Genomic DNA, 25855 nt, shown 5'->3' with positions numbered 1-25855 from the left:
GCTATTTGACATGGTAAAATCATTTTTGCTATAGTGAGGGAAAGCGATAATGAAGCAATTTCGCTATTTGGAAAGAAACAGGGTTTTACTCATAGGCTTCTGTCTATAATTAATAAAAGGAGGTGAAGGCATGGTACGCCGCATAGGAAAAATCTTTTTTGTCTTGGTTGGCGGTGGCTTGGGGTACCAATACGGTACAGAGCTGTTTTCGCTGCTCAACCCGTTGTTGAATTTTGGAGTAGTTGCTGGAGCGCAATATATTGGGGCGGTACTTGGTGCCATTCTGTTCTTCTTTTTAGCTAATTGGCTGTTGGACTACATTTTGAGGGTAGTTCGCTGGGGAGAAGAGACGCTCGTCAAAATGCCGATTGTTGACGTGATGTTCGGAGCGATGGGGTTGATTAGTGGTCTTATTGTTGCCTTTTTATTATTCCTGCCCATCAGTAAAATTCCGATTCCGCTAATAGGTGATCTGTTGCCACTGGTTGTTTCCGGGTTGCTCGGCTATCTGGGCTTTCAGGTAGGGTTTCGCAAGCGGGACGAGATTATGTCGGTTTTCTCTATTGGACGCAAGGATAAGAAAAAGGAACAGGCTGCTGCGACGACCAATGTCGAGCACAAGATTTTGGATACGAGCGTCATCATTGACGGACGCATTGCAGATATTTGCCGCACGGGCTTTTTGGAGGGCGTGCTGGTCATTCCGGGCTTTGTCCTGGAGGAGCTGCAACACATCGCGGATTCCTCGGATGTGCTGAAGCGCAACCGCGGCCGCCGTGGTCTGGACATCCTCAACAAGATCCAGAAGGAAATGAAGGTCAAGGTGCAGATTTGGGAAGGCGACTTTGAAGAAGTATCCGAAGTGGACAGCAAGCTGATTAAGCTGGCGAAGGTCATGAACGGAAAAGTCGTCACCAACGACTTCAACCTGAACAAAGTATGCGAGCTGCAAGGCGTGGCGGTATTGAACATCAACGACTTGGCTAACGCCGTGAAGCCGGTCGTGCTGCCAGGGGAAGAAATGAACGTGCAAGTCATCAAAGACGGCAAAGAGCACGGTCAGGGCGTTGCTTATCTCGACGACGGCACGATGATCGTCGTGGAAGGCGGACGCGAATACATCGGCAACGACGTGGACGTATTGGTCACCAGCGTGCTGCAAACGTCAGCGGGACGGATGATCTTCGCCAAGCCGAAGCTGCTGGAAAGAGCGCTGTAAGGCGAGAAGTACAAGACGGGAGAGGAAAGAAAACGTGAGTACAGGGGTCGTGATCGTTGCTGCCGGTTCCGGCAAAAGAATGGGCGGTCAACGAAACAAATTGTGGTTGCCGCTTGCAGGAGAGCCGATCTTGGCTCACACCGTTCGCCTTTTCGCTTCGCATCAGGAGATCGACCAGATCGTCCTGGTCGTGAGCGAAGCGGACTACGCCGACGTGCTTGCCTTGGTGGATGCGGAAAAGCTGCAAGTCACCGTCACCTTGGGCGGCGCCGAACGGCAGGACAGCGTCAGAAACGGTCTGGCGTCACTGGCTTCATCCTGTACCTACGTGCTTGTTCACGATGCTGCCCGACCTTTCGTCACGCAGCAGCAGATCAGCGACATGCTCCGGCAGGTGCGGCGCGATCAGGCCACGATCATGGCCGTGCCTGTCAAGGATACGATAAAAGTGGTGGGGGCCACAGGGCTTGTGGAGGCTACCCCGGCACGGGAAAGCTTGTGGGCGGTTCAAACCCCACAAGCTTTTCGTATGTCTTTGCTGCGAGAGGCGCATGAGGCGGCAGAAAAAGCGGGCAAGCTCGGTACGGATGACGCGATGCTGGTCGAATGGCTGGGGCATCCTGTGTCCGTCATGCAGGGAAGCTATGAGAATATTAAGATCACGACGCCAGATGACCTGTGGCTCGGTGAAGAGATCATGCGTAAGCGAAGGGGAGAGTAAATCATGCGTATTGGACAAGGATTTGATGTGCATCAACTGGTGGAAGGTCGTCCGTGCATTATCGGCGGCGTCACCATTCCGTATGAAAAAGGCTTGCTGGGCCATTCTGACGCCGATGTGCTGCTGCACGCCATCAGCGACGCGATTCTCGGAGCGATTGGCGAAGGCGACATCGGGCGCCACTTCCCGGATACGGACCCTGCCTTCAAGGGAGCTGACAGCGTCGTGCTGCTCGAGCATGTGTGGAAGCTGGCAAAAGAGCGTGGCTATCGCCTTGGCAACGTAGATGCGACGATTATCGCGCAAGCGCCGAAAATGGCTCCTTACATACCGCAAATGCGCGAAGTCATTGCCCGTGTGCTGGAGGCAGAAGACGCCTCGCAGGTAAACGTGAAGGCGACGACTTCGGAAAAGCTCGGTTTTACGGGCAGAGGAGAAGGAATCGCGGCCCAGGCTGCATGCTTGCTTGTCAAGTAAAGGGGCAAGGTGTAACATAAAGCCTTAGAAACGTATTCATGAAGGATCATAGCCTTTTACATTCACAAGGATGGTGCTAAAAATGGCGAAAGAAATCCGCACGCGTTATGCGCCGAGTCCTACGGGGCATTTGCACATCGGCGGTGCGCGAACAGCGCTTTTTAACTATCTGTTTGCCAAACATCACGGCGGTTCGTTTATCGTTCGGATCGAGGATACGGACCAAACGCGCAATAAGGAAAATGCCGATGAAGAGCAAATGAAGAACTTGAAATGGCTCGGAATCGAATGGGAAGAAGGCACCGATGTGGGCGGCCCCTACGGCCCGTATCGCCAAACCGAGAGATTGGACATTTACCGTAAATATATCGATCAACTGCTCGCTGAAGGCAAGGCGTACTACTGTTACGCGACCAAGGAAGAGCTGGATGCCGAGCGCGAAGAACAACTGGCGCGTGGAGAAACTCCGCGTATTCTGGAGAAGCATCGCCATGTGACAGAAGAGCAGCGCGCGCAATACGAAGCGGAAGGCCGTGTGCCATCCATTCATTTCCTTGTGCCGGATAACCGCGAATACGTAGTCAACGACCTGATCCGCGGACAGGTGACATTCAACTCCAACGAAATGGGCGACTTCGTCATTTGCCGTCCGGACGGTATCCCTACCTACAACTTCGCGGTTGTGATCGACGACTACCTGATGAAAATCAGCCACGTCATTCGCGGCGAGGAACATCTCTCCAACACGCCTCGCCAATTGATGATCTACGAAGCGTTTGGCTGGGAAGCGCCTGACTTCGCCCACTTGGCACTGATTCTCAACCAGGATGGCAAAAAAATGTCCAAGCGCGATGAAAGCATTTTGCAATTCATCGAGCAATACCGCGATCTTGGCTTCCTGCCAGAAGCAATCGTGAACTTCCTCGTTCTTTTGGGCTGGTCTCCAGGTGGCGAAGAGGAAATTTTCCTCATGGACGATTTGGTCAAGCTGTTCTCCATGGAGCGCGTGAGCAAGTCGCCGGCAGTATTTGATGCGACAAAAATGAACTGGATGAACAACTACTACCTGAAGCGTCAGCCGCTCGATCTGATTACCGACATGTGCATTCCGCACCTGCAAAAAGCGGGCTTTATCGAGGAAACGCTGTCTGACGAGAAGCGGGAGTGGGTGCGCAGCATTGTCGCGCTGTACCAGGAGCAAATGTCCTACTGTGCCCAAATCGTTCCATTGGCCGCTCTTTTCTTCCTGGACGAAGTGGTGTACGATGAAGAGGCGACAATGGTACTGAAAGAACCGCAGTTTCCGGAAGTTCTCGCTTCTTTTGTGAAACACCTGTCGGCCCAGGATGCATATAATGTGGATGTCATCAAAGCGGTGCTGAAGGACGTGCAAAAGGAAACGGGTCAAAAAGGCAAAGCGCTGTTCATGCCAGTACGTGTCGGCACAACGGGTCAAGCGCACGGGCGCGACTTGGCAGAGACGCTGTACCTGCTCGGACGCGACAAAGTGTTGGCGCGTGCCCAGCGTGTGATTGCAAACGGAAAATAACCTGTAAAGGGCCAGTGATATACAAACGAATGCGACGATCAGGAGAAGTACGGCAGGATACACGTTTACAGAGAGGATGGAAAGGTGAGAGCCATCCAGCGTGCCCTGTTCGGAAATGCGCCTGTGAGCAATGAGCTGAACGTGTCTGACTGTTTGGACGACATCAGTAGGTGCCATCGGTTCCCGCCGTTATCGGGATGTAGAGCGAGATCGTGCGACTGGCTTTCTTTTGGCCGGATGAACAGCGATCTAAGCAGAGTGGAACCGCGGTAAACCCCGTCTCTGTCCCTTCGTCCTTGAAGGGGTGGAGGCGTTTTTCTTTTGCAGCAAAAAAATCTGGCAGGAATTTCAGGCAGGAGGTGCCACCCAACTATGTTCGCACAGATGAAAGATGACATTCAGGCTGTATTTGAAAGAGACCCGGCAGCACGCAGTGCATTGGAAGTTGTCATGACCTATTCAGGTCTGCACGCCATATGGGGGCACCGGATTGCCCACAAGCTCTGGAAAGCGGAGTGGTACACGCTTGCGCGGATTGTGTCGCAGGTTACCCGCTTTTTCACCGGGATCGAAATTCATCCGGGCGCGCGAATTGGCAGAGGCTTGTTTATCGACCACGGTATGGGCGTGGTCATCGGGGAGACATGTGAAATCGGCGACAATGTCACCATCTATCAGGGCGTCACGCTCGGGGGAACCGGGAAGGAAAAAGGCAAGCGCCATCCCACAATCGGCAACGATGTCATTATCGCGACGGGGGCAAAAGTGTTGGGTTCTTTCAAAATTGGCGATAATTCAAAGATAGGGGCTGGCGCAGTCGTTTTGCAGGAAGTGCCGCCCAACTCGACCGTAGTAGGGATCAAGGCACGCATCGTCATTCAGGATGGCAAACGCGTCAAACACGATCTGGACCACGTCAACATGCCTGACCCGGTTGCAGACACGATTCGTCTGATGCAAAAGGAAATCGATCAATTGCGCAAAGAATTGGAGCTTTTGAGGGAGGATAAAAAGAACCATGGGCATTCAACTGACTAATACGATGACACGACGAAAGGAACCGTTCGTCACATTGGAGCCGGGCAAGGTGAAGATGTACGTATGTGGACCGACCGTGTACAACTACATTCACATTGGAAACGCCCGTCCCGCTATTGTTTTCGACACGCTTCGACGTTATTTGAAATACCGCGGCTACGAAGTGACGTTCGTGCAAAACATTACCGATGTGGACGACAAACTGATTCGGGTAGCCAACCAGGAAGGAACGACGGTCAAGGAAGTAGCAGATCGCTACACCGATGCATACAACGAGGACCTGCGTGCGCTGAACGTGTTGCCGCCTGACATTCAGCCGCGCGTCATGCAGACGATTCCGGAGATCATTTCGTTCGTGGAAGGGCTGATCGAAAAAGGCTACGCGTACGAGAGCGAAGGCGACGTCTATTTCCGCACGGGGCGTTTTCAGGAATACGGCAAGCTCTCGCACCAGCCGCTGGACGATTTGCAGGCAGGCGCTCGCGTAGAGATCAACGAGAAAAAAGAGCATCCGCTCGACTTCGCGCTCTGGAAGTCTGCGAAGGAAGGCGAAGTAACCTGGAGCAGCCCGTGGGGCGAAGGCAGACCAGGCTGGCATATCGAATGTTCGGCGATGGCCCTGAAGTTTTTGGGTGAACAGATCGACATTCATGCGGGCGGAACCGACCTTGTGTTCCCGCACCACGAAAACGAAATCGCGCAGTCCGAGTGCTTTACCGGAAAAGTGTTTGCCCGCTACTGGCTGCACAACGGGATGCTCAATATCGACAACGAGAAAATGTCGAAATCCCTCGGAAACTTTTTGCTCGCTCGCGATCTGTCCAAAAAATTCGGCGGCCAGTTGATCCGTTTCTTCATGCTGCAAGGCCACTATCGCAACCCGATCAATTTCAGCGAGGAGCTGCTGGAGCAGGCAGCGAACGGCCTGGAGCGCATCAAAACGGCTTACACGAACCTCTCCCACCGCCTGGATACGGCAAGAGACGAGGAGCCGAACGGCCAGGCCGAGGAACAGCAGCGCATCATCAATGAGCTGAGAGAACGGTTCATCACTGAAATGGACGACGATCTTAATACAGCCAATGCCATCACGGTCATTTTCGACGTGGTGAAGGAAGCGAACCTGTATTTGCGCCACCAAAATGTAGGGGCCGGAGAGGTTTGCGCCTATATGGAGCTGCTCGTGGAATTGACAGAAGTTCTCGGACTTGAGATTGCCGAGGAGCAGGAGCTGGTGGACAGTGAGATCGACGCGCTGATCGCAGAGCGCACAGAGGCGCGCAAAGCGAAAAACTTTGCCCGCTCTGACGAAATTCGCGACCTGCTCGCGGCAAAAGGAATCGTGCTGGAGGACACGCCACAAGGTGTTCGCTGGCGCCGAAAATAAGGGGCCGAAGAAGCTAGATGCAAAAAGAAGAACTGACCCGAGATCCAAACCTGACAAATCCACTCGTGCTCGCCTTTCTGGGCGATGCTACCTATGCGCATTGCGTGCGGTATCATCTGATCGCCAAGGGGCTGGTTAAACCTAACCAGCTCCACAAGGCGGCCAATCGTTACGTTTCAGCCAAAGCACAGGCCAATGTGCTGCTCGCGCTGATGCCGACATTGCCGGAGGAAGAGCTGAATGTGGTAAAACGGGGGCGGAATGCCAAGTCCGGCTCCACCGCCAAAAATGCCGATATTATCGACTACAGGCATGCTACGGCTTTTGAAGCGTTGATTGGCTACTTGTATTTGTGTGGAAAAGAAGAGCGGATCGCAGAAATTGTGCAACAGGCGTTTGCGATTGTGGAAGGAGAGTAAGACATGAGTGAAGAGTGGATTTTGGGGAAAAACCCCGTGATCGAGGCGCTGCGTTCCGGGCGCACGATCAACAAGATTTGGATTGCGGAAGGGACCAACAAAAATTTGATGGCACCTGTCTTTGCTTTGGCAAAAGAGCAGGGGGTCATTGTGACTACCGCCAACCGCAAAAAGCTGGACCAGCTTGTGTCGACGGACAACCATCAGGGAGTCGTGGCTTCTGTCGCGGCTTACGACTACGTAGAAGTGGACGACATTTTGCAGCGGGCCGAGGAAAAAGGCGAGCAGCCGTTCCTTTTGCTGCTGGACGAGCTGGAAGACCCGCATAACCTGGGTTCGATCATGCGTACCGCAGATGCGGTGGGAGCGCATGGCATCGTCATTCCGAAGCGGCGCTCTGTCAGCCTGACAGCGACGGTGGCAAAGGCGTCAGCCGGAGCGATCAACTACGTGCCCGTAGCGCGCGTCACCAATCTCGTGCGCACGATGGAGGAGCTGAAGGAGCGCGGAGTCTGGATCGCGGGAACGGACGCCAGCGCCAAGCAGGACTTCCGCCAGGGCGACTACACGATGCCGCTCGCCGTTGTCATCGGCAGTGAAGGAAAAGGGATGAGTCGCCTCGTGCGGGAAAACTGTGATTTCCTCTACAGTCTGCCCATGGCGGGCAACGTCACCTCCCTGAATGCTTCGGTGGCTGCTGCTTTGCTGATGTATGAAGTATATCGCTCCAGGAGTCCTCTTCCGACGCGGGTGAAGTGAGATGGCGAAAAGAAAAGCTAAACAGCTTTTGATCGTGGACGGCTACAATATCATCGGGGCCTGGCCTGAGCTGCGCCTTTTGAAAGATCAGGAGCGGATGGACGAGGCGCGCGACCAGTTGATCTCCAAAATGGCAGAGTACCAGAGCTATACCGGGATCAAAGTCATCATCGTGTTCGACGCATACAACGTTCCCGGCATCGGCCGGCAAATGGAAGATTACCTGGTTGAAATCTACTTCACGAAGAAAAAGGAGACGGCTGACGAAAAAATTGAGCAGCTTGTCTCCGAATTTCACCAAAAAAATCGACAAATTTATGTAGCGACCTCGGACTATACGTCCCAGCGGGTTATTTTTGGACAGGGAGCCTTGCGCAAATCCGCGAGGGAGTTGCTGCTCGATATGGAAAACGCCGGGAAAGAAATCAAGCAGCAGGTCGAAAAAACGCACGAAGAACGGTTCTCCAAACGGATTGCGCTGAACGACGAAATAGCGAAAATATTCGAAAAATGGAGAAGGGAATAACTTGGATTCGGTTGACGCTTTTTTACGGCATCATGTATAATAGCGCTAGCTATGGAGAAACCGGTTGGCGGAGGGATCATTTGTGAGTGTTGACCTCAAGGAGTTAAAACATGCCCAATATGAACTAATGACCGACGAAGAAGTAGTCGACCTGGTTCGCGATAATGATGCCGAAGCTCTGGAATACTTGATTAACAAGTACAAGAACTTTGTGCGTGCCAAAGCGAGATCCTATTTTCTTATTGGGGCTGACCGCGAAGATATCGTACAGGAAGGCATGATCGGTCTGTACAAGTCCATTCGCGACTTCCGAGGGGACAAGCTCACGTCGTTCAAGGCGTTTGCCGAGCTTTGTATTACTCGTCAAATCATCACGGCGATCAAGACAGCGACTAGGCAGAAGCACATTCCGCTCAACTCGTACGTCTCGCTGGACAAGCCGATTTACGACGAGGATTCTGATCGGACACTGCTCGATGTGATTTCCGGGACCAAAGTGACTGATCCGGAAGAGCTGTTCATCAATCGCGAAGAGTTTGATGACATCGAAGGGAAAATGAGCGAAATTTTGAGTGACCTGGAGCGGCAAGTGCTGATGCTGTACCTGGATGGACGGTCCTATCAACAAATTGCCGTCGAGCTCAAACGTCACGTCAAGTCTATTGATAATGCACTGCAGCGCGTCAAACGCAAACTGGAGCGCTATCTGGAAGGAAGAGAGATTCATCTGTAAAACAGGGGAATCTCTTTTTATTTTCGGACCGCCAAGCGCGCAAAAGCTTTGTACATAACGAACCGCGGAGGAATATGGAAGCAAAAGGCCTTCTTTTTGTCAAGTCGTTTTGTTTGACATGGGTATTTTGGTGTGATAAATTTATTTAGGTAGCCATAGACTCTTATCTCTCTGTTCTATGGTTACTTTGGTGAATGAAATGGTCAGGAAAAAGTAGCGGTTTTCCCGTACTATTTATCATTTGGTACTTTTAACGAATAGCAGGTTTGAAATGAGATGGAGGTGGCAATAAATGCGAGTAAACATCACGTTGGCGTGCACCGAGTGTGGCGAGCGTAACTATATCTCCACAAAAAACAAGCGCACCACTACTGAACGTGTTGAGCTGAAAAAGTATTGCTCCCGTGACAAGAAGCAAACCCTTCATCGCGAGACGAAGTAATGGTTGATGCGACGAAGTCAGGGGGTGGCAAAGTGGGTTTTTTAGCACGAATCGGAGCCAGTTTTCGCCGCACCGGTGATTTCTTTGGCGACGTAATGTCCGAACTAAAGAAAGTCCGTTGGCCGAATCGTAAAGAATTGACGACCTATACGATCGTCGTTCTCGTTACGGTTGTGCTTCTGGCAATATTCTTCTTCGTCGTTGATTTGGGAATCTCGCGCTTGATCGATTTGATTCTAGGAACGTAATTTTGCAAGTCTTAGGAGGGACGGACGGTTAACGTCCTGGTGGATATGGAAAAAGCATGGTATGTCGTTCATACGTACTCAGGTTACGAAAACAAGGTAAAGACGAACCTAGAGAAGCGCGTCGAGTCGATGGGCATGGAAGACAAGATCTTTCGCGTTCTCGTTCCCACTGAAGAAGAAGTGGAGACCAAGGATGGCAAAAAGCGCACCGTCACGAAAAAAGTGTTTCCTGGATACGTCCTTGTTGAAATGGTGATGACGGACGACTCTTGGTATGTCGTGCGCAACACTCCTGGGGTTACCGGCTTTGTCGGATCCACGGGCGCTGGCTCCAAGCCGACAGCGCTGCGTCCTGAAGAGGCCGATACGATTCTCAAGCAAATGGGGATCGAAATTCCCAAGATCAGAGTCGATTTTGCTCTCCGCGATATGGTGCGCGTCACAGATGGTCCGTTTTCTAATCGCACCGGGGAGATTATCGAGATTCACCCCGACAGACAGAAGGTTCGCGTATTGGTGGACATCTTCGGTCGCGAAACACCGGTAGAGCTAGACTTTACACAAGTTCAAAAATTGGATTAGGATTCAACTTGAAAAGTATCGCGCTATGTGGTACATTTCATTTTGTTTTAACAATCCCACAACAATATCTGGGGTTTCTTGCACTCTCACTATAGATCGAAAGTCTTTTGCGAGACTTTCATAAAACGGTGGGAGGGGGCATTCCCCCGTAATAACCACATGTGAAGTAAGGAGGTGTCTTACGTGGCTAAGAAGGTTATCCGCGTAATTAAATTACAAATCCCAGCAGGTAAAGCGAATCCTGCACCTCCAGTAGGTCCGGCTCTCGGTCAAGCTGGTGTAAACATCATGGGGTTCTGTAAAGAATTCAATGCTCGTACAGAGAGCGAAGTTGGTATGATTATCCCGGTGGAAATCACCGTGTTCGAAGACCGCTCTTTCACCTTTATCACAAAAACTCCTCCGGCTGCTGTTCTGTTGAAGAAAGCTGCTGGTATCGAGTCCGGTTCCGGCGTACCAAACAAAACAAAGGTTGCTACGCTGAAACGTGATAAAGTTCGCGAAATCGCTGAACTGAAGCGTCCTGACCTGAATGCTGCATCCGTGGAAGCGGCTATGCGCATGGTGGAAGGTACTGCTCGTTCCATGGGTATCGTAATCGAAGACTAATTGTCTTGAGTGCAAGGGGGCACAGACATTGTGCCCCCCTGTCTGTGGGAGGATTAACCGCTACGACCACATTGAAGGGAGATTTTTATTCATGGCTAAAAAAGGTAAGAAGTATCAAGAGGCCGTAAAGCTCGTTGATAAAAACAAAGTGTACGAAGTAGTCGAAGGCATTGAGCTGGTTAAAAAAGCAGCTACTGCTAAATTCGACGAAACAGTTGAAGCAGCATTCCGTTTGGGTGTAGACCCGAAACGTGCTGACCAACAAATCCGTGGTGCTGTAGTATTGCCACACGGTACTGGTAAAGTACAACGCGTTCTTGTATTTGCAAAAGGCGAAAAAGCAAAAGAAGCAGAAGCTGCTGGCGCTGACTTCGTAGGCGATGCAGACATGATCGCGAAAATCCAAGGTGGCTGGTTCGACTTTGACGTCGTAGTAGCTACTCCTGACATGATGGGTGAAGTAGGGAAATTGGGTCGTGTACTCGGTCCAAAAGGCCTGATGCCAAACCCTAAAACCGGTACAGTTACTTTCGACGTAACCAAAGCGGTTAACGAAATCAAAGCCGGTAAAATCGAGTACCGCGTAGACAAGGCAGGTAACATCCACGCTCCGATCGGAAAAGTGTCTTTCGACGCTGACAAGCTGGCTGAAAACCTGGCTGCTCTGACAGAAGCGCTGAACCGTGCGAAACCGGCTGCAGCAAAAGGTGTTTACATGAAAAATGTAACCCTGAGCTCTACAATGGGTCCTGGTGTACGCGTAGCTGTAAAATAATGACGCTTGACTTCCTTTTGGGGAGTTGTTAAGATAGTTCCTGTTGACGAAAAGAATATGCCGTAGACAGAAGGTGCGGTGCTTGCAAGAGTAACGCTTAATATCCCTCCGAGGCGTGTAATGTACGAATGAGGAAATGTGGATTTCCTTTGACGATAGAGCATTATGCCCTCGTGATGTCTGCGAGGGCATTCTTCTTTTTCCAGGATTAGAGCACGGGAGGTGTAAACAATGGCAGAAATTCGTCCAACCGTTATTCGTGAAGAAAAGGTACAAGCGATCAACGAAATCGCAACCAAGCTCCGCGAGAGCCAAACCACAGTGGTGGCTGACTACCGCGGTCTGACTGTAGCCCAAGTTACCGAGCTCCGCAAACAACTGCGTGAAGCTGGTGTTGAGTTCCAGGTGTTGAAAAACTCCCTGACTCGTCTGGCTACCGAGAAGGAAAACCTGACTGAACTGGATCAATATCTGACTGGCCCGAACGCTCTGGCGTTCTCCAAAGACGATGTTGTCGCTCCAGCAAAAATCATCGCGGAATTTGCGAAGAAAAACGAAAAGCTGGAAATCAAGGGTGGCGTGATCGAAGGCAAAGTAGTTGGTGCAGAGCAAATCAAAGCACTGGCAACTCTTCCTTCCCGCGAAGGTCTCTTGTCCATGCTTCTCTCCGTCCTGCAAGCTCCAATGCGCAACGTTGCGTTGGCAATCAAAGCAGTGGCCGAGCAAAAAGAAGGTCAAGGCGCGTAATCGTCTGATCGGGTAAAGCTTACACAAATACTATTCCATGAATGGAGGATTTCAAAATGTCTAAAGAGCAAATCTTGGAAGCCATTAAAGGCATGTCCGTTCTCGAACTGAACGACCTGGTAAAAGCAATCGAAGAAGAATTCGGCGTAACTGCTGCTGCTCCTGTAGCTGTAGTTGCTGGTGGCGCTGCTGAAGCTGCTGCTGAGCAAACTGAATTCACTGTAACCCTGGTAAGCGGCGGCGCTTCCAAAATCAACGTAATCAAAGTTGTTCGCGAACTGACTGGTCTGGGTCTGAAAGAAGCGAAAGACCTGGTAGACAACGCTCCAAAAACACTCAAAGAGGGCGTTTCCAAAGAAGAAGCAGAATCTCTCAAAGCAAAACTCGAAGAAGCTGGCGCACAAGTAGAAGTGAAGTAAGTTAGCTTTCTTTAGAAATTCCCCTTGCCTGCGGCAGGGGGTTTTTCTGTAAGGGGACGGCGAGTGTTTTCCAATCGATGAGGAAGGGTGAATCACACGTGGCAGATCACTATTACACCAATCGGCCGGGGGCAGCGCATGACGAGCAGCAGTTTTCGTTTGTGCTGCGCGGGAAGGAGCTGCGCTTCATCACGGACGCAGGCGTTTTTTCCCGGGACCGGATTGACTTTGGAAGTGTATTGCTCATCGAAAACATGGAGATCGGCAGTCATGCGCGTGTGCTGGATGTGGGCTGTGGCTACGGGCCGATCGGCTTGACGGCTGCCACGCTTGCGGATCAGGGGCGGGTGACGATGATCGACGTGAATGAGCGTGCGGTTGACCTGGCTCGTCGGAATGCCGAAAGAAACGGGATCAAAAATGTTGAGGTGCGGGTCAGTGACGTTTACAGCGCCGTGCAAGGCGAGCAGTACGACGTCATTTTGACCAATCCGCCGATTCGGGCGGGCAAGGAAATTGTGCATCGCATTTTTACTGAAGGACATGCGCTGCTCGTGGAAGATGGAGAGATGTGGGTAGTGATTCAGAAAAAGCAAGGCGCTCCGTCTGCTCTGAAGAAGCTGCAAGAGACGTACCGTGAAGTGATTGAAGTGGATCGGGAAAAGGGATACTCCATCTTTCGGGCAATCAAATAGTCAAGCGACAATCCTTAGAAAAGTTTTCTTGACGTGAATATTTGATTGTGGTAGCATTATAAAATGTCAATATGGGATAAATGTCTATTTTTCAGCAATTCCCTGTCTGTCAAGCGTTTCTACTTTTTTCCTGAAAGAGGAATGTTTGTGTAAAAACATGGGAATTCTTTTAAAATAGATTTTCTCTGGGTTAAAAATGGTTGATGCTGCTTTAACCCATTTTTATTTTAAGGTGTTCGCTCGCGATTGCAAGATTGCCGAATGCCAAGTTTCTATGTGTGAAAACACAACCTGAGGGGTGAATAAGTTGGCAGGTAAAGTGATTCAAAGTGGCCGACACCGCCAGCGTCGTACGTATTCACGTATTAACGAAGTGCTGGGCCTTCCAAATCTCATCGAGATTCAGCAAAAGTCCTACCAATGGTTCCTTGATGAGGGGCTCCGTGAGATGTTCCAAGACATTTCGCCAATCCAGGACTTCACTGGCAATCTCGTGCTGGAGTTTATCGACTACAGTTTGGGAGAGCCGAAGTACGATGTTGACGAGTCGAAAGAACGTGACGTCACCTATGCGGCGCCTCTGCGTGTGAAGGTACGTTTGTTGAACAAAGAGACGGGAGAAGTGAAGGAACAAGAAGTCTTCATGGGGGATTTCCCGCTCATGACCGAAACGGGAACCTTCATTATTAATGGTGCTGAGCGCGTAATCGTCAGCCAGCTTGTTCGTTCCCCCAGTGTATATTACAACACCAAAGTGGACAAAAACGGCAAGCAGACGTTTACAGCTACGGTAATCCCGAACCGGGGTGCGTGGCTGGAGCTGGAGACCGATGCGAAAGACGTAATTTATGTCCGCATCGACCGTACGCGAAAAATCCCGGTAACGGTTCTTTTGCGTGCACTCGGCTTTGGTTCCGACATTGAGATTCTCAACTTGCTGGGTGAAGATGAGTACATCAAGAACACGCTGGAAAAAGACAACACCGACTCTACGGAAAAAGCGCTCATCGAAATTTACGAGCGTCTGCGTCCGGGCGAGCCGCCAACAGTCGAAAACGCGAAGAGCCTCTTGATCTCTCGCTTCTTCGATCCAAAGCGCTATGACCTGGCATCTGTAGGTCGTTACAAAATGAACAAAAAGCTTCATCTGAAAAACCGTCTGTACAACCAGCGCCTGGCTGAGACATTGGTCGATACCACCACAGGTGAAATTTTCGCCGAAGCGGGTCAAATGATTGACCGTCGTCTACTGGATCGCATCCTGCCAGCGCTTGAAGGCAACGTCGGCTATCTGGACGTTCGCACGCATGGCGGCGTTTTGGAAGAGGATACGATTCGTCTGCAATCCATCAATATTTTCTCTCCGATTGAAGATGGCAAGATCATCAAGGTGATCGGAAACGGGAACGTAGATAAATCTGTCAAGCATATTACGCCGGCGGACATCGTAGCGGCGATCAACTACTTCATGAACCTGCTGCACGGTGTCGGTTCCACGGACGATATTGACCACTTGGGCAACCGTCGTCTGCGTTCCGTGGGTGAGCTTTTGCAAAACCAGTTCCGTATCGGTTTGTCCCGTATGGAGCGCGTGGTGCGCGAGCGCATGTCCATCCAGGATCAGAACCAGATTACGCCGCAGGCTCTGATTAACATCCGTCCAGTGATCGCATCGCTGAAGGAGTTCTTCGGAAGCTCGCAGCTTTCCCAGTTCATGGATCAAACGAACCCGTTGGCCGAACTGACGCACAAACGCCGTCTGTCCGCTCTCGGACCGGGTGGTTTGACGCGTGAGCGCGCAGGCTTCGAAGTGCGCGACGTTCACCACTCTCACTATGGCCGTATGTGTCCAATTGAGACGCCGGAGGGTCCGAATATCGGGTTGATTAACTCGCTGTCGTCTTTTGCGCGCATCAACGACTACGGCTTTATCGAGACACCGCGCCGCAAGGTAGACCCGGAAACAGGCTTTGTTCTGAACGACATCGTTTATCTGACTGCGGATGAAGAAGACGTGTTCAACGTGGCGCAGGCGAACCAGCCTCTCGATGAGGATGGCCGCTTTGTCAACGACATGGTTATCTGCCGTCGTAAAGGCGAGATCTTGAGCGTGCCGCGCGACAAGGTAGACTTCATGGACGTATCGCCGAAGCAGGTTGTATCCGTGGCGACCGCGCTCATTCCGTTCCTGGAGAACGATGACGCGAACCGCGCGCTGATGGGTTCCAACATGCAGCGGCAGGCCGTTCCGCTTTTGATTCCACAAGCGCCGTTCGTCGGTACTGGTATGGAACACAAAGCAGCGCAAGACTCCGGTGTGGCGATCGTCGCGAAGCATCCGGGCCAGGTTGAGCGCGTAACGGCTCGCGAAATCTGGGTTCGCCGCTACAAAGAAATCGACGGCAAGAAAGTAGCCGGAGACATCGACAAATACAAATTGCACAAGTTCATCCGTTCCAACCAAGGTACTTGCATCAACCAGCGCCCGATCGTAAGACGCGGAGACTGGATTGAAAAAGGCGATATCATTGGTGACGGTCCATCCACCGAAAAAGGTGAATTGGCACTGGGACGTAACGTAATCGTCGCGTTTATGACGTGGGAAGGTTACAACTACGAGGATGCGATTCTCCTTAGCGAGAAGCTTGTGAAGGATGACGTTTACACGTCGATCCATATTGAAGAATACGAGTCCGAAGCTCGCGACACCAAACTGGGTCCAGAGGAAATCACCCGCGATATTCCAAACGTCGGGGAAGACGCTCTGAAAAACCTGGATGAGCGCGGTATTATCCGCGTCGGTGCGGAGATCCAGGACGGCGATATCCTCGTTGGTAAAGTAACGCCTAAAGGGGTTACCGAGCTGACTGCGGAAGAACGCCTCCTGCACGCTATCTTCGGGGAAAAAGCTCGTGAAGTTCGCGATACATCCCTGCGCGTGCCGCACGGTGGTTCCGGTATTGTTGTAGACGTAAAAGTATTTACGCGTGAGAACGGCGACGAGCTGCCTCCAGGCGTAAACCAACTGGTACGTGTCTATATCGCCCAAAAACGGAAAATTTCCGTGGGTGACAAAATGGCCGGACGACATGGTAACAAAGGGGTTATCGCGCGGATCATGCCAGAAGAGGATATGCCATTCCTCCCAGACGGCTCTCCGGTTGAAATCGTCCTGAACCCGCTCGGCGTACCTTCGCGTATGAACATCGGTCAGGTATTGGAGACGCACCTGGGTATGGCGGCGAAGCTTCTCGGCATCCACGTGGCGACACCTGTATTCGACGGTGCCCGTCAGGCGGAAGTATTCGAGACGTTGGAAGAGGCTGGCCTCGACCGCGATGGTAAAACCATTTTGTACGATGGACGTACAGGTGAACCGTTCGATCGTCGTGTAACGGTCGGATGCGTATACATGCTGAAACTGGCTCACTTGGTGGATGACAAAATCCACGCTCGTTCTACTGGTCCATACTCTCTCGTTACCCAGCAGCCATTGGGTGGTAAAGCCCAGTTCGGCGGACAGCGTTTCGGGGAGATGGAGGTTTGGGCATTGGAAGCTTACGGTGCAGCCTACACCTTGCAGGAAATCCTCACCGTCAAGTCGGATGACGTCGTGGGCCGTGTGAAGACGTACGAAGCGATTGTCAAAGGTGAAAACGTACCAGAGCCAGGTGTTCCTGAATCGTTCAAGGTTCTTATCAAGGAACTGCAAAGCTTGGGTATGGACGTGAAGATCCTGTCCGGTGACGAGCAGGAGATTGAAATGCGAGAAATGGAAGACGAGGATGAAGGCAACGGTGAAAAACTGAACCTCGTTCTCGAAGGTGGAAGCTTGAACGACGAGTAAGATTCCGGTACAAAGGGAGGTAACGCCCTGTGATAGACGTGAACAACTTCGAATATATGAAGATCGGCTTGGCTTCCCCCGATAAGATCCGTTCGTGGTCTTTCGGGGAAGTGAAAAAGCCAGAGACGATCAACTACCGCACACTGAAACCGGAAAAAGACGGCTTGTTCTGCGAACGCATCTTTGGACCGACCAAGGACTGGGAGTGCCATTGCGGTAAGTACAAGCGTGTACGTTATAAAGGTGTAGTGTGCGACCGTTGCGGCGTGGAAGTGACCCGCGCCAAAGTACGGCGTGAGCGCATGGGGCATATTGAGCTGGCTGCCCCAGTTTCTCACATCTGGTATTTCAAAGGGATTCCAAGCCGCATGGGCTTGGTGCTCGACATGTCCCCGCGTTCCCTGGAAGAAGTTATCTACTTCGCTTCTTATGTAGTAACCGATCCAGGTGACACACCACTCGATAAAAAGCAGTTGCTCTCGGAAAAGGAGTACCGCAACTATCGGGAGAAATACGGCCACTCTTTCCAAGCGATGATGGGGGCGGAGGCGATCAAGCGCCTGCTCGCGGAAATCGATCTGGACAAAGACGTGGAAATGCTGAAGGAAGACCTGAAAACAGCACAAGGCCAACGTCGCAACCGCGCGATCAAGCGCCTGGAAGTGCTGGAGGCATTCCGCAACTCCGGCAACCACCCGGATTGGATGGTTCTGGACGTTTTGCCGGTAATCCCGCCAGAGCTTCGTCCGATGGTTCAGTTGGATGGTGGACGTTTTGCCACTTCCGACCTGAACGATCTGTACCGTCGCGTAATCAACCGGAATAACCGTCTGAAGCGCCTGCTCGAACTGGGTGCTCCTGACATTATCGTACAAAACGAAAAACGGATGCTGCAGGAAGCAGTAGACGCGCTCATCGACAACGGCCGCCGCGGTCGTCCGGTGACTGGCCCAGGTAATCGTCCGCTGAAATCTCTCAGCCACATGCTGAAAGGTAAACAAGGACGTTTCCGCCAAAACCTGCTCGGTAAGCGTGTTGACTACTCCGGACGTTCCGTTATCGTTGTAGGACCTAACCTGAAGATGTACCAGTGCGGTCTGCCAAAAGAAATGGCGCTGGAACTTTTTAAACCGTTCGTGATGAAAGAGCTGGTTTCCAAAGGACTCGCTCACAACATCAAGAGCGCCAAGCGCAAGGTAGAGCGCGTTCAGCCTGAAGTATGGGACGTTCTTGAAGACGTCATTCGCGAGCATCCAGTGCTTCTGAACCGTGCCCCCACCTTGCACCGTCTGGGTATCCAGGCTTTCGAACCGGTACTGGTTGAAGGCCGCGCGATCCGTCTGCATCCGCTCGTTTGTACAGCGTACAACGCGGACTTCGACGGTGACCAGATGGCGGTTCACGTTCCGCTGTCTGCAGAGGCGCAGGCGGAAGCCCGTATTCTCATGCTGGCAGCGCAAAACATCTTGAACCCGAAAGACGGTAAACCAGTAGTAACGCCATCCCAGGACATGGTGCTTGGTTCTTACTATCTGACACTGGAACGTGAAGGCGACAAAGGCGAGGGTACGATTTATCGCGATCCTCACGATGCGATTGCCGCTTACCAGCAAGGCTTTATCAGCCTGCATACGCGCATCGCTCTGCCAGCGAAGCGCCTGAACAAAACCAGCTTTACCGAGCGCCAGCAGAACGCGCTCATCGTAACAACGGTCGGGAAAGTGATCTTCAACGAAATCTTCCCGCCAGAGCTGCCGTACATCAACGTACCAACCAAAGCGAACCTGCAAAACATGGTTCCTGACGAATACTTTATTTTCGATAAAGGCGTCAACGTTACCGAGTTCATCAAGAACCTGCCTGATCCGGGCGCGGTGAAAAAAGGCTTCTTGGGAACGATCATTTCCGAGTGCTTCCGTCGCTTCGGTACGATGAAAACGTCCATGATCCTCGACAAGATCAAGGAACTGGGCTTCACGTACTCGACAAAAGCCGGTATTACCATCGCGGTAGCGGACATTGCCGTACCAGAGAAGAAGAAAGACATTCTGGAAGAAGCGGATAAAAAGGTTGCAACCGTCATGACGCAGTTCCGTCGCGGTCTGATTACCGAAGACGAGCGTTACGACCGTGTCATCTCGATCTGGTCCAAAGCCAAGGACGAAGTAACCGACGTACTCATGAAGTCCATGGACAAATTCAATGCGATCTTCATGATGGCGAACTCCGGTGCCCGCGGTAACGTGTCCCAGATCACACAGCTCGCTGGTATGCGCGGTCTGATGGCGAACCCGTCCGGCCGAATCATCGAGTTGCCGATCAAATCCAACTTCCGTGAAGGTCTGACCGTATTGGAGTACTTTATCTCCACGCACGGTGCGCGGAAAGGTCTCGCCGATACGGCGCTGCGTACTGCGGACTCGGGTTACTTGACCCGTCGTCTCGTAGACGTTGCTCAAGACGTGATCGTCCGCGAAAAAGATTGCGGTACGGATAAAGGGATCCGTGTTACAGCGATCAAGGATGGCCGGGAAGAAATCGAGAAGCTGTCTGACCGTCTGGTTGGACGTACATGCTTTGAGACATTGCGCCATCCGGAAACAAACGAAGTCATCGTCGGCCGCAACGAGGAAATTACTGAAGAAGTTGCCGAGTATATCGAAAAAGTGGGCATCACAAGTGTCTACATCCGCAACGTACTCGCTTGCCGCACCAGCCATGGTGTCTGCAAACTGTGCTACGGACGCAACCTGGCAACCGGAGCCGAGGTGGAAGTGGGAGAAGCGGTTGGTATTATCGCCGCTCAGTCCATTGGTGAGCCTGGTACCCAGCTGACCATGCGTACCTTCCATACCGGTGGGGTTGCCGGAGACGATATTACCCAAGGTTTGCCGCGTATTCAAGAGCTGTTTGAAGCGCGCAATCCAAAAGGTCAGGCCGTTATTTCCGAAATCGACGGGGAAGTTGTCGACATTCGCGAAGGCAAGGACCGTCGTGAAATCGAAGTTCGCGGGGAAGCGGAAAGCAAAGTGTACTCTGCTCCATACGGTGCGCGTATCAAGGTATCTGTCGGTACCAAGCTGAGTGCCGGTGACGAGCTCACGGAAGGTTCCGTAGACCCGAAAGAAATGCTCAAAGTTCGCGGCATGCGCGGCGTTTCCAACTACATTTTGCAAGAGGTACAAAAAGTTTACCGCATGCAGGGTGTAGAAATTAACGACAAGCACGTTGAGGTTATGATCCGTCAGATGCTCCGCAAGCTGCGCGTCATCGACAGCGGAGACACAGACCTCCTGCCAGGCTCCTATGTGGAAGTTCCGGAGTTTGAGCAAGCGAACGCAAAAGTTCTCCTCGAAGGCAAAAACCCGGCAGTAGGCCGTCCGGTTCTTTTGGGGATTACAAAAGCATCCCTGGAAACCGACTCTTTCCTGTCGGCAGCTTCGTTCCAGGAGACGACTCGCGTTCTTACCGATGCAGCGATCAAAGGAAAAGTGGATCGCCTGCTTGGCCTGAAAGAAAACGTGATTATCGGGAAACTCGTTCCGGCAGGTACCGGTATGTCCCGTTATCGCAATGTAAAAGTAGCTAGTCAGGTTGATTACGAAGCAGAACAGGAAGCTCTGAAAGCAGAGCAGGAAGCAGTTTCTGTCGAGTAATAACAGGAGTGGCGCCCGTCAAAATTTGGTGGGCGCCTTCCTGAATAAAAATATGAGCTGGGCGTTGACAACAACTGACCCACCTGATATTATATTCAAGTGTGCCTGACATCTGTACTTTGGAGGATATGAGAATCATGTCTTATGAAAAAGTAGAGCGGGCCAAGGAGTTGACGATCGGTATCAAGCAAACGATGAAAGCCGTGGAAAACCTCCAGGTTGAAGCAGTTTACATCGCGGCTGATGCTGACAGACGTTTGACCCAAAAAGTCGAGCTCCTTTGCAAAGAGAAGGGTGTTCCAGTCATTCATGTAGATTCCATGCGCCGGTTAGGCAAAGCGTGCGGAATTGAAGTGGGAGCGGCTACCGCTGCGATTAAGAAAAGTGGTTAACGATGTTTTTGTCTGTTACGCAGTGCGTAAAAGGTGGACAAGAACTTTCTATTTGGCCTAAAAATGACTCACCTGGATCTGTGGTCTTGAAGATTGGGTATTAAGAAGGGAGGTAACATCATGCCTACAATTAACCAATTGGTGCGTAAAGGTCGCGAGGACAAGGTTGTGAAGTCGAAGTCCCCAGCTCTGCAAAAAGGGTACAACAGCTTCAAGAAAAGCCAAACCAACCAAAGCTCTCCTCAAAAACGTGGTGTTTGCACTCGTGTAGGTACCATGACTCCGAAAAAACCGAACTCCGCGTTGCGTAAATACGCTCGTGTGCGTTTGACTAACGGAATCGAGGTAACAGCTTACATCGGTGGTATTGGCCACAACCTGCAAGAGCATAGCGTCGTGCTGGTGCGCGGCGGTCGTGTAAAAGACTTGCCAGGGGTACGCTACCATATCGTTCGTGGTGCACTTGACACTGCAGGCGTTAACAACCGTAAACAAGGTCGTTCCAAATACGGTACAAAACGTCCAAAACCAGGTCAAGCGGCTGCAGCAGCGAAAAAGAAATAAGAAAAACGCCTGTGAAGTGGCGTGAATTTATACCGAAAAGAAGGAGGGAATACGATGCCTCGTAAAGGTCCTGTAACCCGTCGTGACGTGTTGCCTGATCCTATTTACAACAGCAAGCTGGTTACTCGTTTGATTAACCGCCTGATGTTGGATGGCAAACGCGGTGTAGCGCAAAATATTCTCTACAACGCATTCACCATCATTCAGGAGCGCACTGGTCGCAACCCGATGGAAGTGTTTGAAGAAGCACTGAAAAACGTAATGCCTGTACTGGAAGTTAAAGCTCGCCGTGTAGGTGGTGCTAACTACCAAGTACCAATCGAAGTAAAACCGGAGCGCCGTACTACTCTTGGTTTGCGTTGGCTGGTTAACTACTCCCGTAGCCGTGGAGAGAAAACCATGGAACAACGTCTGGCTAACGAGATCATGGACGCAGCTAACAACACCGGTGCAGCAGTTAAAAAGCGTGAAGACACGCACAAGATGGCTGAAGCGAACAAAGCGTTTGCTCACTATCGCTGGTAGGAAATTGAATCGGGTGTCCGTTTTGGATACCCGTTTATTCAAAAACTCGAGTATGGAAGGAGCATACCTGAATGGCTCGCGAGTTCTCTTTGCCGAATACGCGTAATATCGGTATCATGGCTCACATCGATGCTGGTAAGACGACAACGACTGAGCGTATTCTGTTCTACACCGGTCGCGTTCACAAGATTGGTGAGGTGCACGAAGGTGCAGCAACCATGGACTGGATGGAACAAGAGCAAGAGCGCGGTATCACCATCACTTCGGCTGCTACTACCGCTCAATGGAATGGCCATCGTATTAACATCATCGACACGCCAGGCCACGTAGACTTCACTGTAGAAGTTGAGCGCTCCCTGCGCGTTCTTGACGGTGCTGTAACCGTTTTTGACGCAAAAGGTGGCGTTGAGCCGCAAACCGAAACCGTATGGCGCCAAGCTGACCGCTACGGCGTACCGCGTATGTGCTACATCAACAAAATGGATATCTTGGGCGCTAACTTTGATATGTGCTTGGAGCAGATCAAAACTCGTCTGGGTGCAAATCCAGTAGCAGTTCAATATCCAATCGGAGCAGAAGACCAATTCAAAGGTATGGTTGACCTGATCGAAATGAAGGCAATCATCTATACCGATGACCTGGGCAAAACTTCCGATGCTACCGAAATCCCTGCTGAGCTGAAAGACAAGTGCGAAGAGCTGCGTCTGGCACTGGTTGAAGCGGCTGCGGAACAAGACGAAGAGCTGATGATGAAGTACTTGGAAGGCGAAGAGCTGACCAACGACGAAATCCGTGCGGCTCTGCGCAAAGGTACCATTGAGTGCAAACTGACTCCTGTAATGTGCGGATCTTCCTACCGTAACAAAGGTGTTCAGCCTATGCTGGACAACGTTGTTCGTTATCTGCCATCTCCAGTAGACATCCCTGCAATCAAAGGTACTTTGCCTGACACTGAAGATGAAGTTGAACGTCCTGCAGACGACAACGGTCCGTTCTCTGCTCTTGCCTTCAAGATCATGACTGACCCGTACGTAGGCCGTCTGACCTTCTTCCGCGTTTACTCCGGCGTACTGAACTCCGGTTCTTACGTTCTGAACTCCACAAAAGGTAAACGCGAACGTGTAGGTCGTATCCTGCAAATGCACGCAAACCACCGCGAAGAGATCCAAACGGTTTACTCCGGTGACATCGCTGCGGCTGTAGGTTTGAAAGATACGACAACTGGTGATACTCTGTGTGATGAAAAGGCTCCTGTAATCCTCGAGTCTATGGAATTCCCAGAGCCAGTTATCTCTGTTGCGATCGAACCAAAATCCAAAGCAGACCAAGACAAGATGGGTATCGGCCTGTCCAAACTGGCTGAAGAGGATCCAACGTTCAGAACCCGCACAGACGAAGAGACTGGTCAAACAATCATCTCCGGTATGGGTGAGCTTCACCTGGAGATCATCGTTGACCGTCTGAAACGCGAATTTAAAGTCGAGTCGAACGTAGGTGCTCCACAAGTAGCTTACCGTGAAACATTCCGTAAAGCTGCGAAAGTGGAAGGTAAATTCGTTCGTCAGTCCGGTGGTCGTGGTCAATACGGTCACGTTTGGGTGGAGTTCGAACCACTCGAACCAGGACAAGGCTTCCAATTCGAAAACAAAATCGTCGGTGGTGTGGTACCGCGCGAATACATCCCTGCTGTACAAGCGGGTATCGAAGAAGCGATGAAAAATGGTGTTCTCGCCGGCTTCCCGCTGGTTGACATCAAAGCTACGATCGTAGACGGTAGCTACCATGATGTCGACTCCTCCGAGATGGCGTTTAAAGTAGCAGGTTCTCTCGCTCTGAAAGAAGCTGCGAAAAAATGTGGCGCTGTATTGCTCGAGCCAATCATGAAAGTAGAAGTTACAATGCCGGAAGAGTACATGGGCGACGTAATGGGCGACCTGAACTCCCGCCGCGGTCGTATCGAAGGTATGGAAGCTCGTGCGAATGCACAAGTAATCCGTGCGATGGTACCACTGTCCGAGATGTTCGGTTACTCCACAGTTCTTCGTTCCCGTACCCAAGGCCGTGGCGTTTACTCCATGGTGATTGACCACTACGAAGAAGTACCTAAATTCATCGCTGAAGAGATCATTAAGAAATCGAAAGGCGAATAATTTACGGTTCCGCTTTATCTTGAATCAGGAAAGGTTTACAATGTTTAAGGTACAACCCTTGATAGGGTAAACCTTTCTTACCTATAAAACCCTTATCATTTAAGGAGGCTTTAGCTCTCATGGCAAAAGAAAAATTTGAGCGTAATAAACCACACGTTAACATCGGTACCATCGGTCACGTTGACCACGGTAAAACTACCCTGACTGCTGCGATCACTACTGTATTGGCGCAACAAGGTAAAGCAAAAGCTATGGCTTATGACAGCATCGATGCTGCTCCAGAAGAAAAAGAGCGCGGTATCACCATCAACACCGCTCACGTTGAGTACGAAACTGAAAACCGTCACTATGCTCACGTTGACTGCCCTGGTCACGCTGACTACGTGAAAAACATGATTACCGGTGCTGCTCAAATGGACGGCGCTATCCTGGTTGTATCCGCGGCTGACGGCCCAATGCCACAAACTCGCGAACACATCCTGCTGTCCCGCCAAGTAGGCGTACCTTACATCGTAGTATTCATGAACAAATGCGACATGGTAGACGATGAAGAGTTGCTCGAACTGGTTGAAATGGAAATCCGTGACCTGCTCTCCCAATACGAGTTCCCAGGCGACGATATCCCAGTAATCAAAGGTTCCGCTAAAGAAGCTCTCGACAACCCAACTGGCGAATGGGCTCAAAAAGTTGTTGAACTGATGGACGCTGTTGACAACTACATCCCAACTCCTGAGCGCGCAACTGACAAGCCTTTCCTGATGCCAGTTGAGGACGTGTTCACAATCACTGGTCGTGGTACAGTTGCTACTGGCCGTGTAGAGCGCGGTATCGTTAAAGTCGGTGACCAAGTAGAAATCGTTGGTCTGGCTGAAGAAACTCGCTCCACAACTGTAACTGGTGTTGAGATGTTCCGCAAATTGCTGGATCAAGCTCAAGCTGGTGACAACATCGGTGCCCTGCTGCGCGGTGTTGAGCGTAAAGACATCGAGCGTGGACAATGCTTGGCGAAACCAGGTTCCGTTAAGCCTTACACCAAGTTCAAAGCAGAAGTTTACGTTCTGTCCAAAGAAGAGGGCGGACGTCACACTCCTTTCTTTGCTAACTACCGTCCACAATTCTACTTCCGTACAACTGACGTAACAGGTATCATCCAACTGCCAGAAGGCGTTGAAATGATTATGCCTGGCGACAACACTGAGTTCACCGTTGAACTGATCGCTCCAGTAGCGATGGAACAAGGTACTCGCTTCGCGATCCGCGAAGGTGGCCGTACAGTAGGCGCTGGCGTTGTAGCTTCTATCGACGCGTAAGATTTACTGATACGTACAAAAACCCGACAGCATTTGTTGTCGGGTTTTTCTTTTTGTATGACAGGG

25 protein-coding genes and 2 other annotated features are annotated in these 25855 nt (G+C 51.3%); all 25 genes read left to right on the top strand.

Annotation, left to right across the window (positions count from 1 at the left end):
• Positions 1–130 precede the first annotated feature (130 nt).
• The 25 genes from M655_RS27385 (at position 131) to tuf (ending at position 25789) form a co-directional block, all read left to right on the top strand.
• Complete coding sequence (locus M655_RS27385) at positions 131–1219, top strand: PIN/TRAM domain-containing protein (protein ID WP_005828906.1); 1089 nt, start codon at positions 131–133, stop codon at positions 1217–1219.
• A gap of 34 nt (positions 1220–1253) precedes the next feature.
• On the top strand, positions 1254–1940 hold the full coding sequence (ispD, locus tag M655_RS27380) for a 2-C-methyl-D-erythritol 4-phosphate cytidylyltransferase (protein ID WP_005828905.1): 687 nt from the start codon (positions 1254–1256) through the stop codon (positions 1938–1940).
• A 3-nt stretch (positions 1941–1943) separates the two neighbouring features.
• Positions 1944–2417, top strand: coding sequence for a 2-C-methyl-D-erythritol 2,4-cyclodiphosphate synthase (gene ispF / locus M655_RS27375; protein WP_005828904.1), 474 nt, complete (start codon positions 1944–1946; stop codon positions 2415–2417).
• 82 nt (positions 2418–2499) lie between these two features.
• Positions 2500–3966 carry a glutamate--tRNA ligase gene (gene gltX / locus M655_RS27370; RefSeq protein ID WP_005828903.1) on the top strand — a complete coding sequence of 489 codons (1467 nt, stop codon included), beginning with the start codon at positions 2500–2502 and terminating at the stop codon, positions 3964–3966.
• Positions 3967–3991: 25 nt separating this feature from the next.
• Positions 3992–4253, top strand: a binding site (T-box leader).
• Between the two features lie 85 nt (positions 4254–4338).
• Entirely contained in the window at positions 4339–5004 is a 666-nt protein-coding gene (gene cysE / locus M655_RS27365; protein WP_005828902.1) for a serine O-acetyltransferase, read from the top strand.
• Positions 4985–6391 carry a cysteine--tRNA ligase gene (gene cysS / locus M655_RS27360; protein WP_025845263.1) on the top strand — a complete coding sequence of 469 codons (1407 nt, stop codon included), beginning with the start codon at positions 4985–4987 and terminating at the stop codon, positions 6389–6391. Before cysE ends, cysS begins: the two co-directional genes overlap by 20 nt.
• 17 nt (positions 6392–6408) lie before the next feature.
• Positions 6409–6810, top strand: coding sequence for a Mini-ribonuclease 3 (locus M655_RS27355; protein ID WP_005828899.1), 402 nt, complete (start codon positions 6409–6411; stop codon positions 6808–6810).
• Between the two features lie 3 nt (positions 6811–6813).
• The gene (gene rlmB, locus M655_RS27350) at positions 6814–7569 is read left to right on the top strand and encodes a 23S rRNA (guanosine(2251)-2'-O)-methyltransferase RlmB (RefSeq protein WP_005828897.1); all 756 of its coding nucleotides are present in this window, start codon (positions 6814–6816) and stop codon (positions 7567–7569) included.
• Between the two features lies 1 nt (position 7570).
• Positions 7571–8095 (top strand): NYN domain-containing protein, encoded by a 525-nt coding sequence (locus tag M655_RS27345; RefSeq protein WP_005828895.1) that lies wholly within the window; start codon positions 7571–7573, stop codon positions 8093–8095.
• A gap of 82 nt (positions 8096–8177) precedes the next feature.
• Positions 8178–8828, top strand: a complete 651-nt coding sequence (gene sigH / locus M655_RS27340; RefSeq protein ID WP_005828894.1) for an RNA polymerase sporulation sigma factor SigH — start codon at positions 8178–8180, stop codon at positions 8826–8828.
• Positions 8829–9120: 292 nt separating this feature from the next.
• Entirely contained in the window at positions 9121–9270 is a 150-nt protein-coding gene (gene rpmG / locus M655_RS27335) for a 50S ribosomal protein L33 (RefSeq protein WP_003392018.1), read from the top strand.
• The gene (secE, locus tag M655_RS27330) at positions 9270–9518 is read left to right on the top strand and encodes a preprotein translocase subunit SecE (protein WP_005828890.1); all 249 of its coding nucleotides are present in this window, start codon (positions 9270–9272) and stop codon (positions 9516–9518) included. Before rpmG ends, secE begins: the two co-directional genes overlap by 1 nt.
• Before the next feature lie 45 nt (positions 9519–9563).
• Positions 9564–10100 carry a transcription termination/antitermination protein NusG gene (gene nusG / locus M655_RS27325; protein ID WP_005828888.1) on the top strand — a complete coding sequence of 179 codons (537 nt, stop codon included), beginning with the start codon at positions 9564–9566 and terminating at the stop codon, positions 10098–10100.
• Between the two features lie 183 nt (positions 10101–10283).
• Entirely contained in the window at positions 10284–10709 is a 426-nt protein-coding gene (rplK, locus tag M655_RS27320; protein WP_005828886.1) for a 50S ribosomal protein L11, read from the top strand.
• A 91-nt stretch (positions 10710–10800) separates the two neighbouring features.
• Positions 10801–11484: a 50S ribosomal protein L1 gene (gene rplA / locus M655_RS27315; RefSeq protein ID WP_005828884.1), complete on the top strand. Its 684-nt coding sequence runs from the start codon at positions 10801–10803 to the stop codon at positions 11482–11484.
• 42 nt (positions 11485–11526) lie between these two features.
• Positions 11527–11691, top strand: a sequence feature (ribosomal protein L10 leader region).
• Positions 11692–11715: 24 nt separating this feature from the next.
• Positions 11716–12231: a 50S ribosomal protein L10 gene (rplJ, locus tag M655_RS27310; RefSeq protein WP_005828883.1), complete on the top strand. Its 516-nt coding sequence runs from the start codon at positions 11716–11718 to the stop codon at positions 12229–12231.
• A gap of 56 nt (positions 12232–12287) precedes the next feature.
• Positions 12288–12650 (top strand): 50S ribosomal protein L7/L12, encoded by a 363-nt coding sequence (rplL, locus tag M655_RS27305; protein WP_005828881.1) that lies wholly within the window; start codon positions 12288–12290, stop codon positions 12648–12650.
• 98 nt (positions 12651–12748) lie between these two features.
• Positions 12749–13345, top strand: a complete 597-nt coding sequence (locus tag M655_RS27300; RefSeq protein ID WP_005828879.1) for a class I SAM-dependent methyltransferase — start codon at positions 12749–12751, stop codon at positions 13343–13345.
• Between the two features lie 307 nt (positions 13346–13652).
• A complete protein-coding gene (rpoB, locus tag M655_RS27295) occupies positions 13653–17192 on the top strand; it encodes a DNA-directed RNA polymerase subunit beta (protein WP_007787066.1) in 3540 nt (1179 codons plus the stop codon).
• A 29-nt stretch (positions 17193–17221) separates the two neighbouring features.
• Positions 17222–20848, top strand: a complete 3627-nt coding sequence (gene rpoC / locus M655_RS27290; protein ID WP_005828875.1) for a DNA-directed RNA polymerase subunit beta' — start codon at positions 17222–17224, stop codon at positions 20846–20848.
• 137 nt (positions 20849–20985) lie between these two features.
• Positions 20986–21240, top strand: a complete 255-nt coding sequence (locus M655_RS27285; RefSeq protein ID WP_005828874.1) for a 50S ribosomal protein L7ae-like protein — start codon at positions 20986–20988, stop codon at positions 21238–21240.
• Positions 21241–21360: 120 nt separating this feature from the next.
• Positions 21361–21804, top strand: coding sequence for a 30S ribosomal protein S12 (gene rpsL / locus M655_RS27280; RefSeq protein ID WP_005828873.1), 444 nt, complete (start codon positions 21361–21363; stop codon positions 21802–21804).
• Positions 21805–21858: 54 nt separating this feature from the next.
• Positions 21859–22329, top strand: coding sequence for a 30S ribosomal protein S7 (rpsG, locus tag M655_RS27275; RefSeq protein ID WP_005828872.1), 471 nt, complete (start codon positions 21859–21861; stop codon positions 22327–22329).
• Between the two features lie 71 nt (positions 22330–22400).
• Positions 22401–24479, top strand: coding sequence for an elongation factor G (fusA, locus tag M655_RS27270; RefSeq protein ID WP_005828865.1), 2079 nt, complete (start codon positions 22401–22403; stop codon positions 24477–24479).
• Between the two features lie 119 nt (positions 24480–24598).
• Positions 24599–25789 (top strand): elongation factor Tu, encoded by a 1191-nt coding sequence (gene tuf, locus M655_RS27265; RefSeq protein WP_005828864.1) that lies wholly within the window; start codon positions 24599–24601, stop codon positions 25787–25789.
• The last annotated feature ends 66 nt before the right edge of the window (positions 25790–25855 follow it).

It is taken from the genome of Brevibacillus sp. NSP2.1, assembly GCF_000470975.2.
In the GTDB taxonomy this organism is placed as follows: domain Bacteria; phylum Bacillota; class Bacilli; order Brevibacillales; family Brevibacillaceae; genus Brevibacillus; species Brevibacillus agri.
This window is presented reverse-complemented; position numbering and strand designations above follow the sequence as displayed.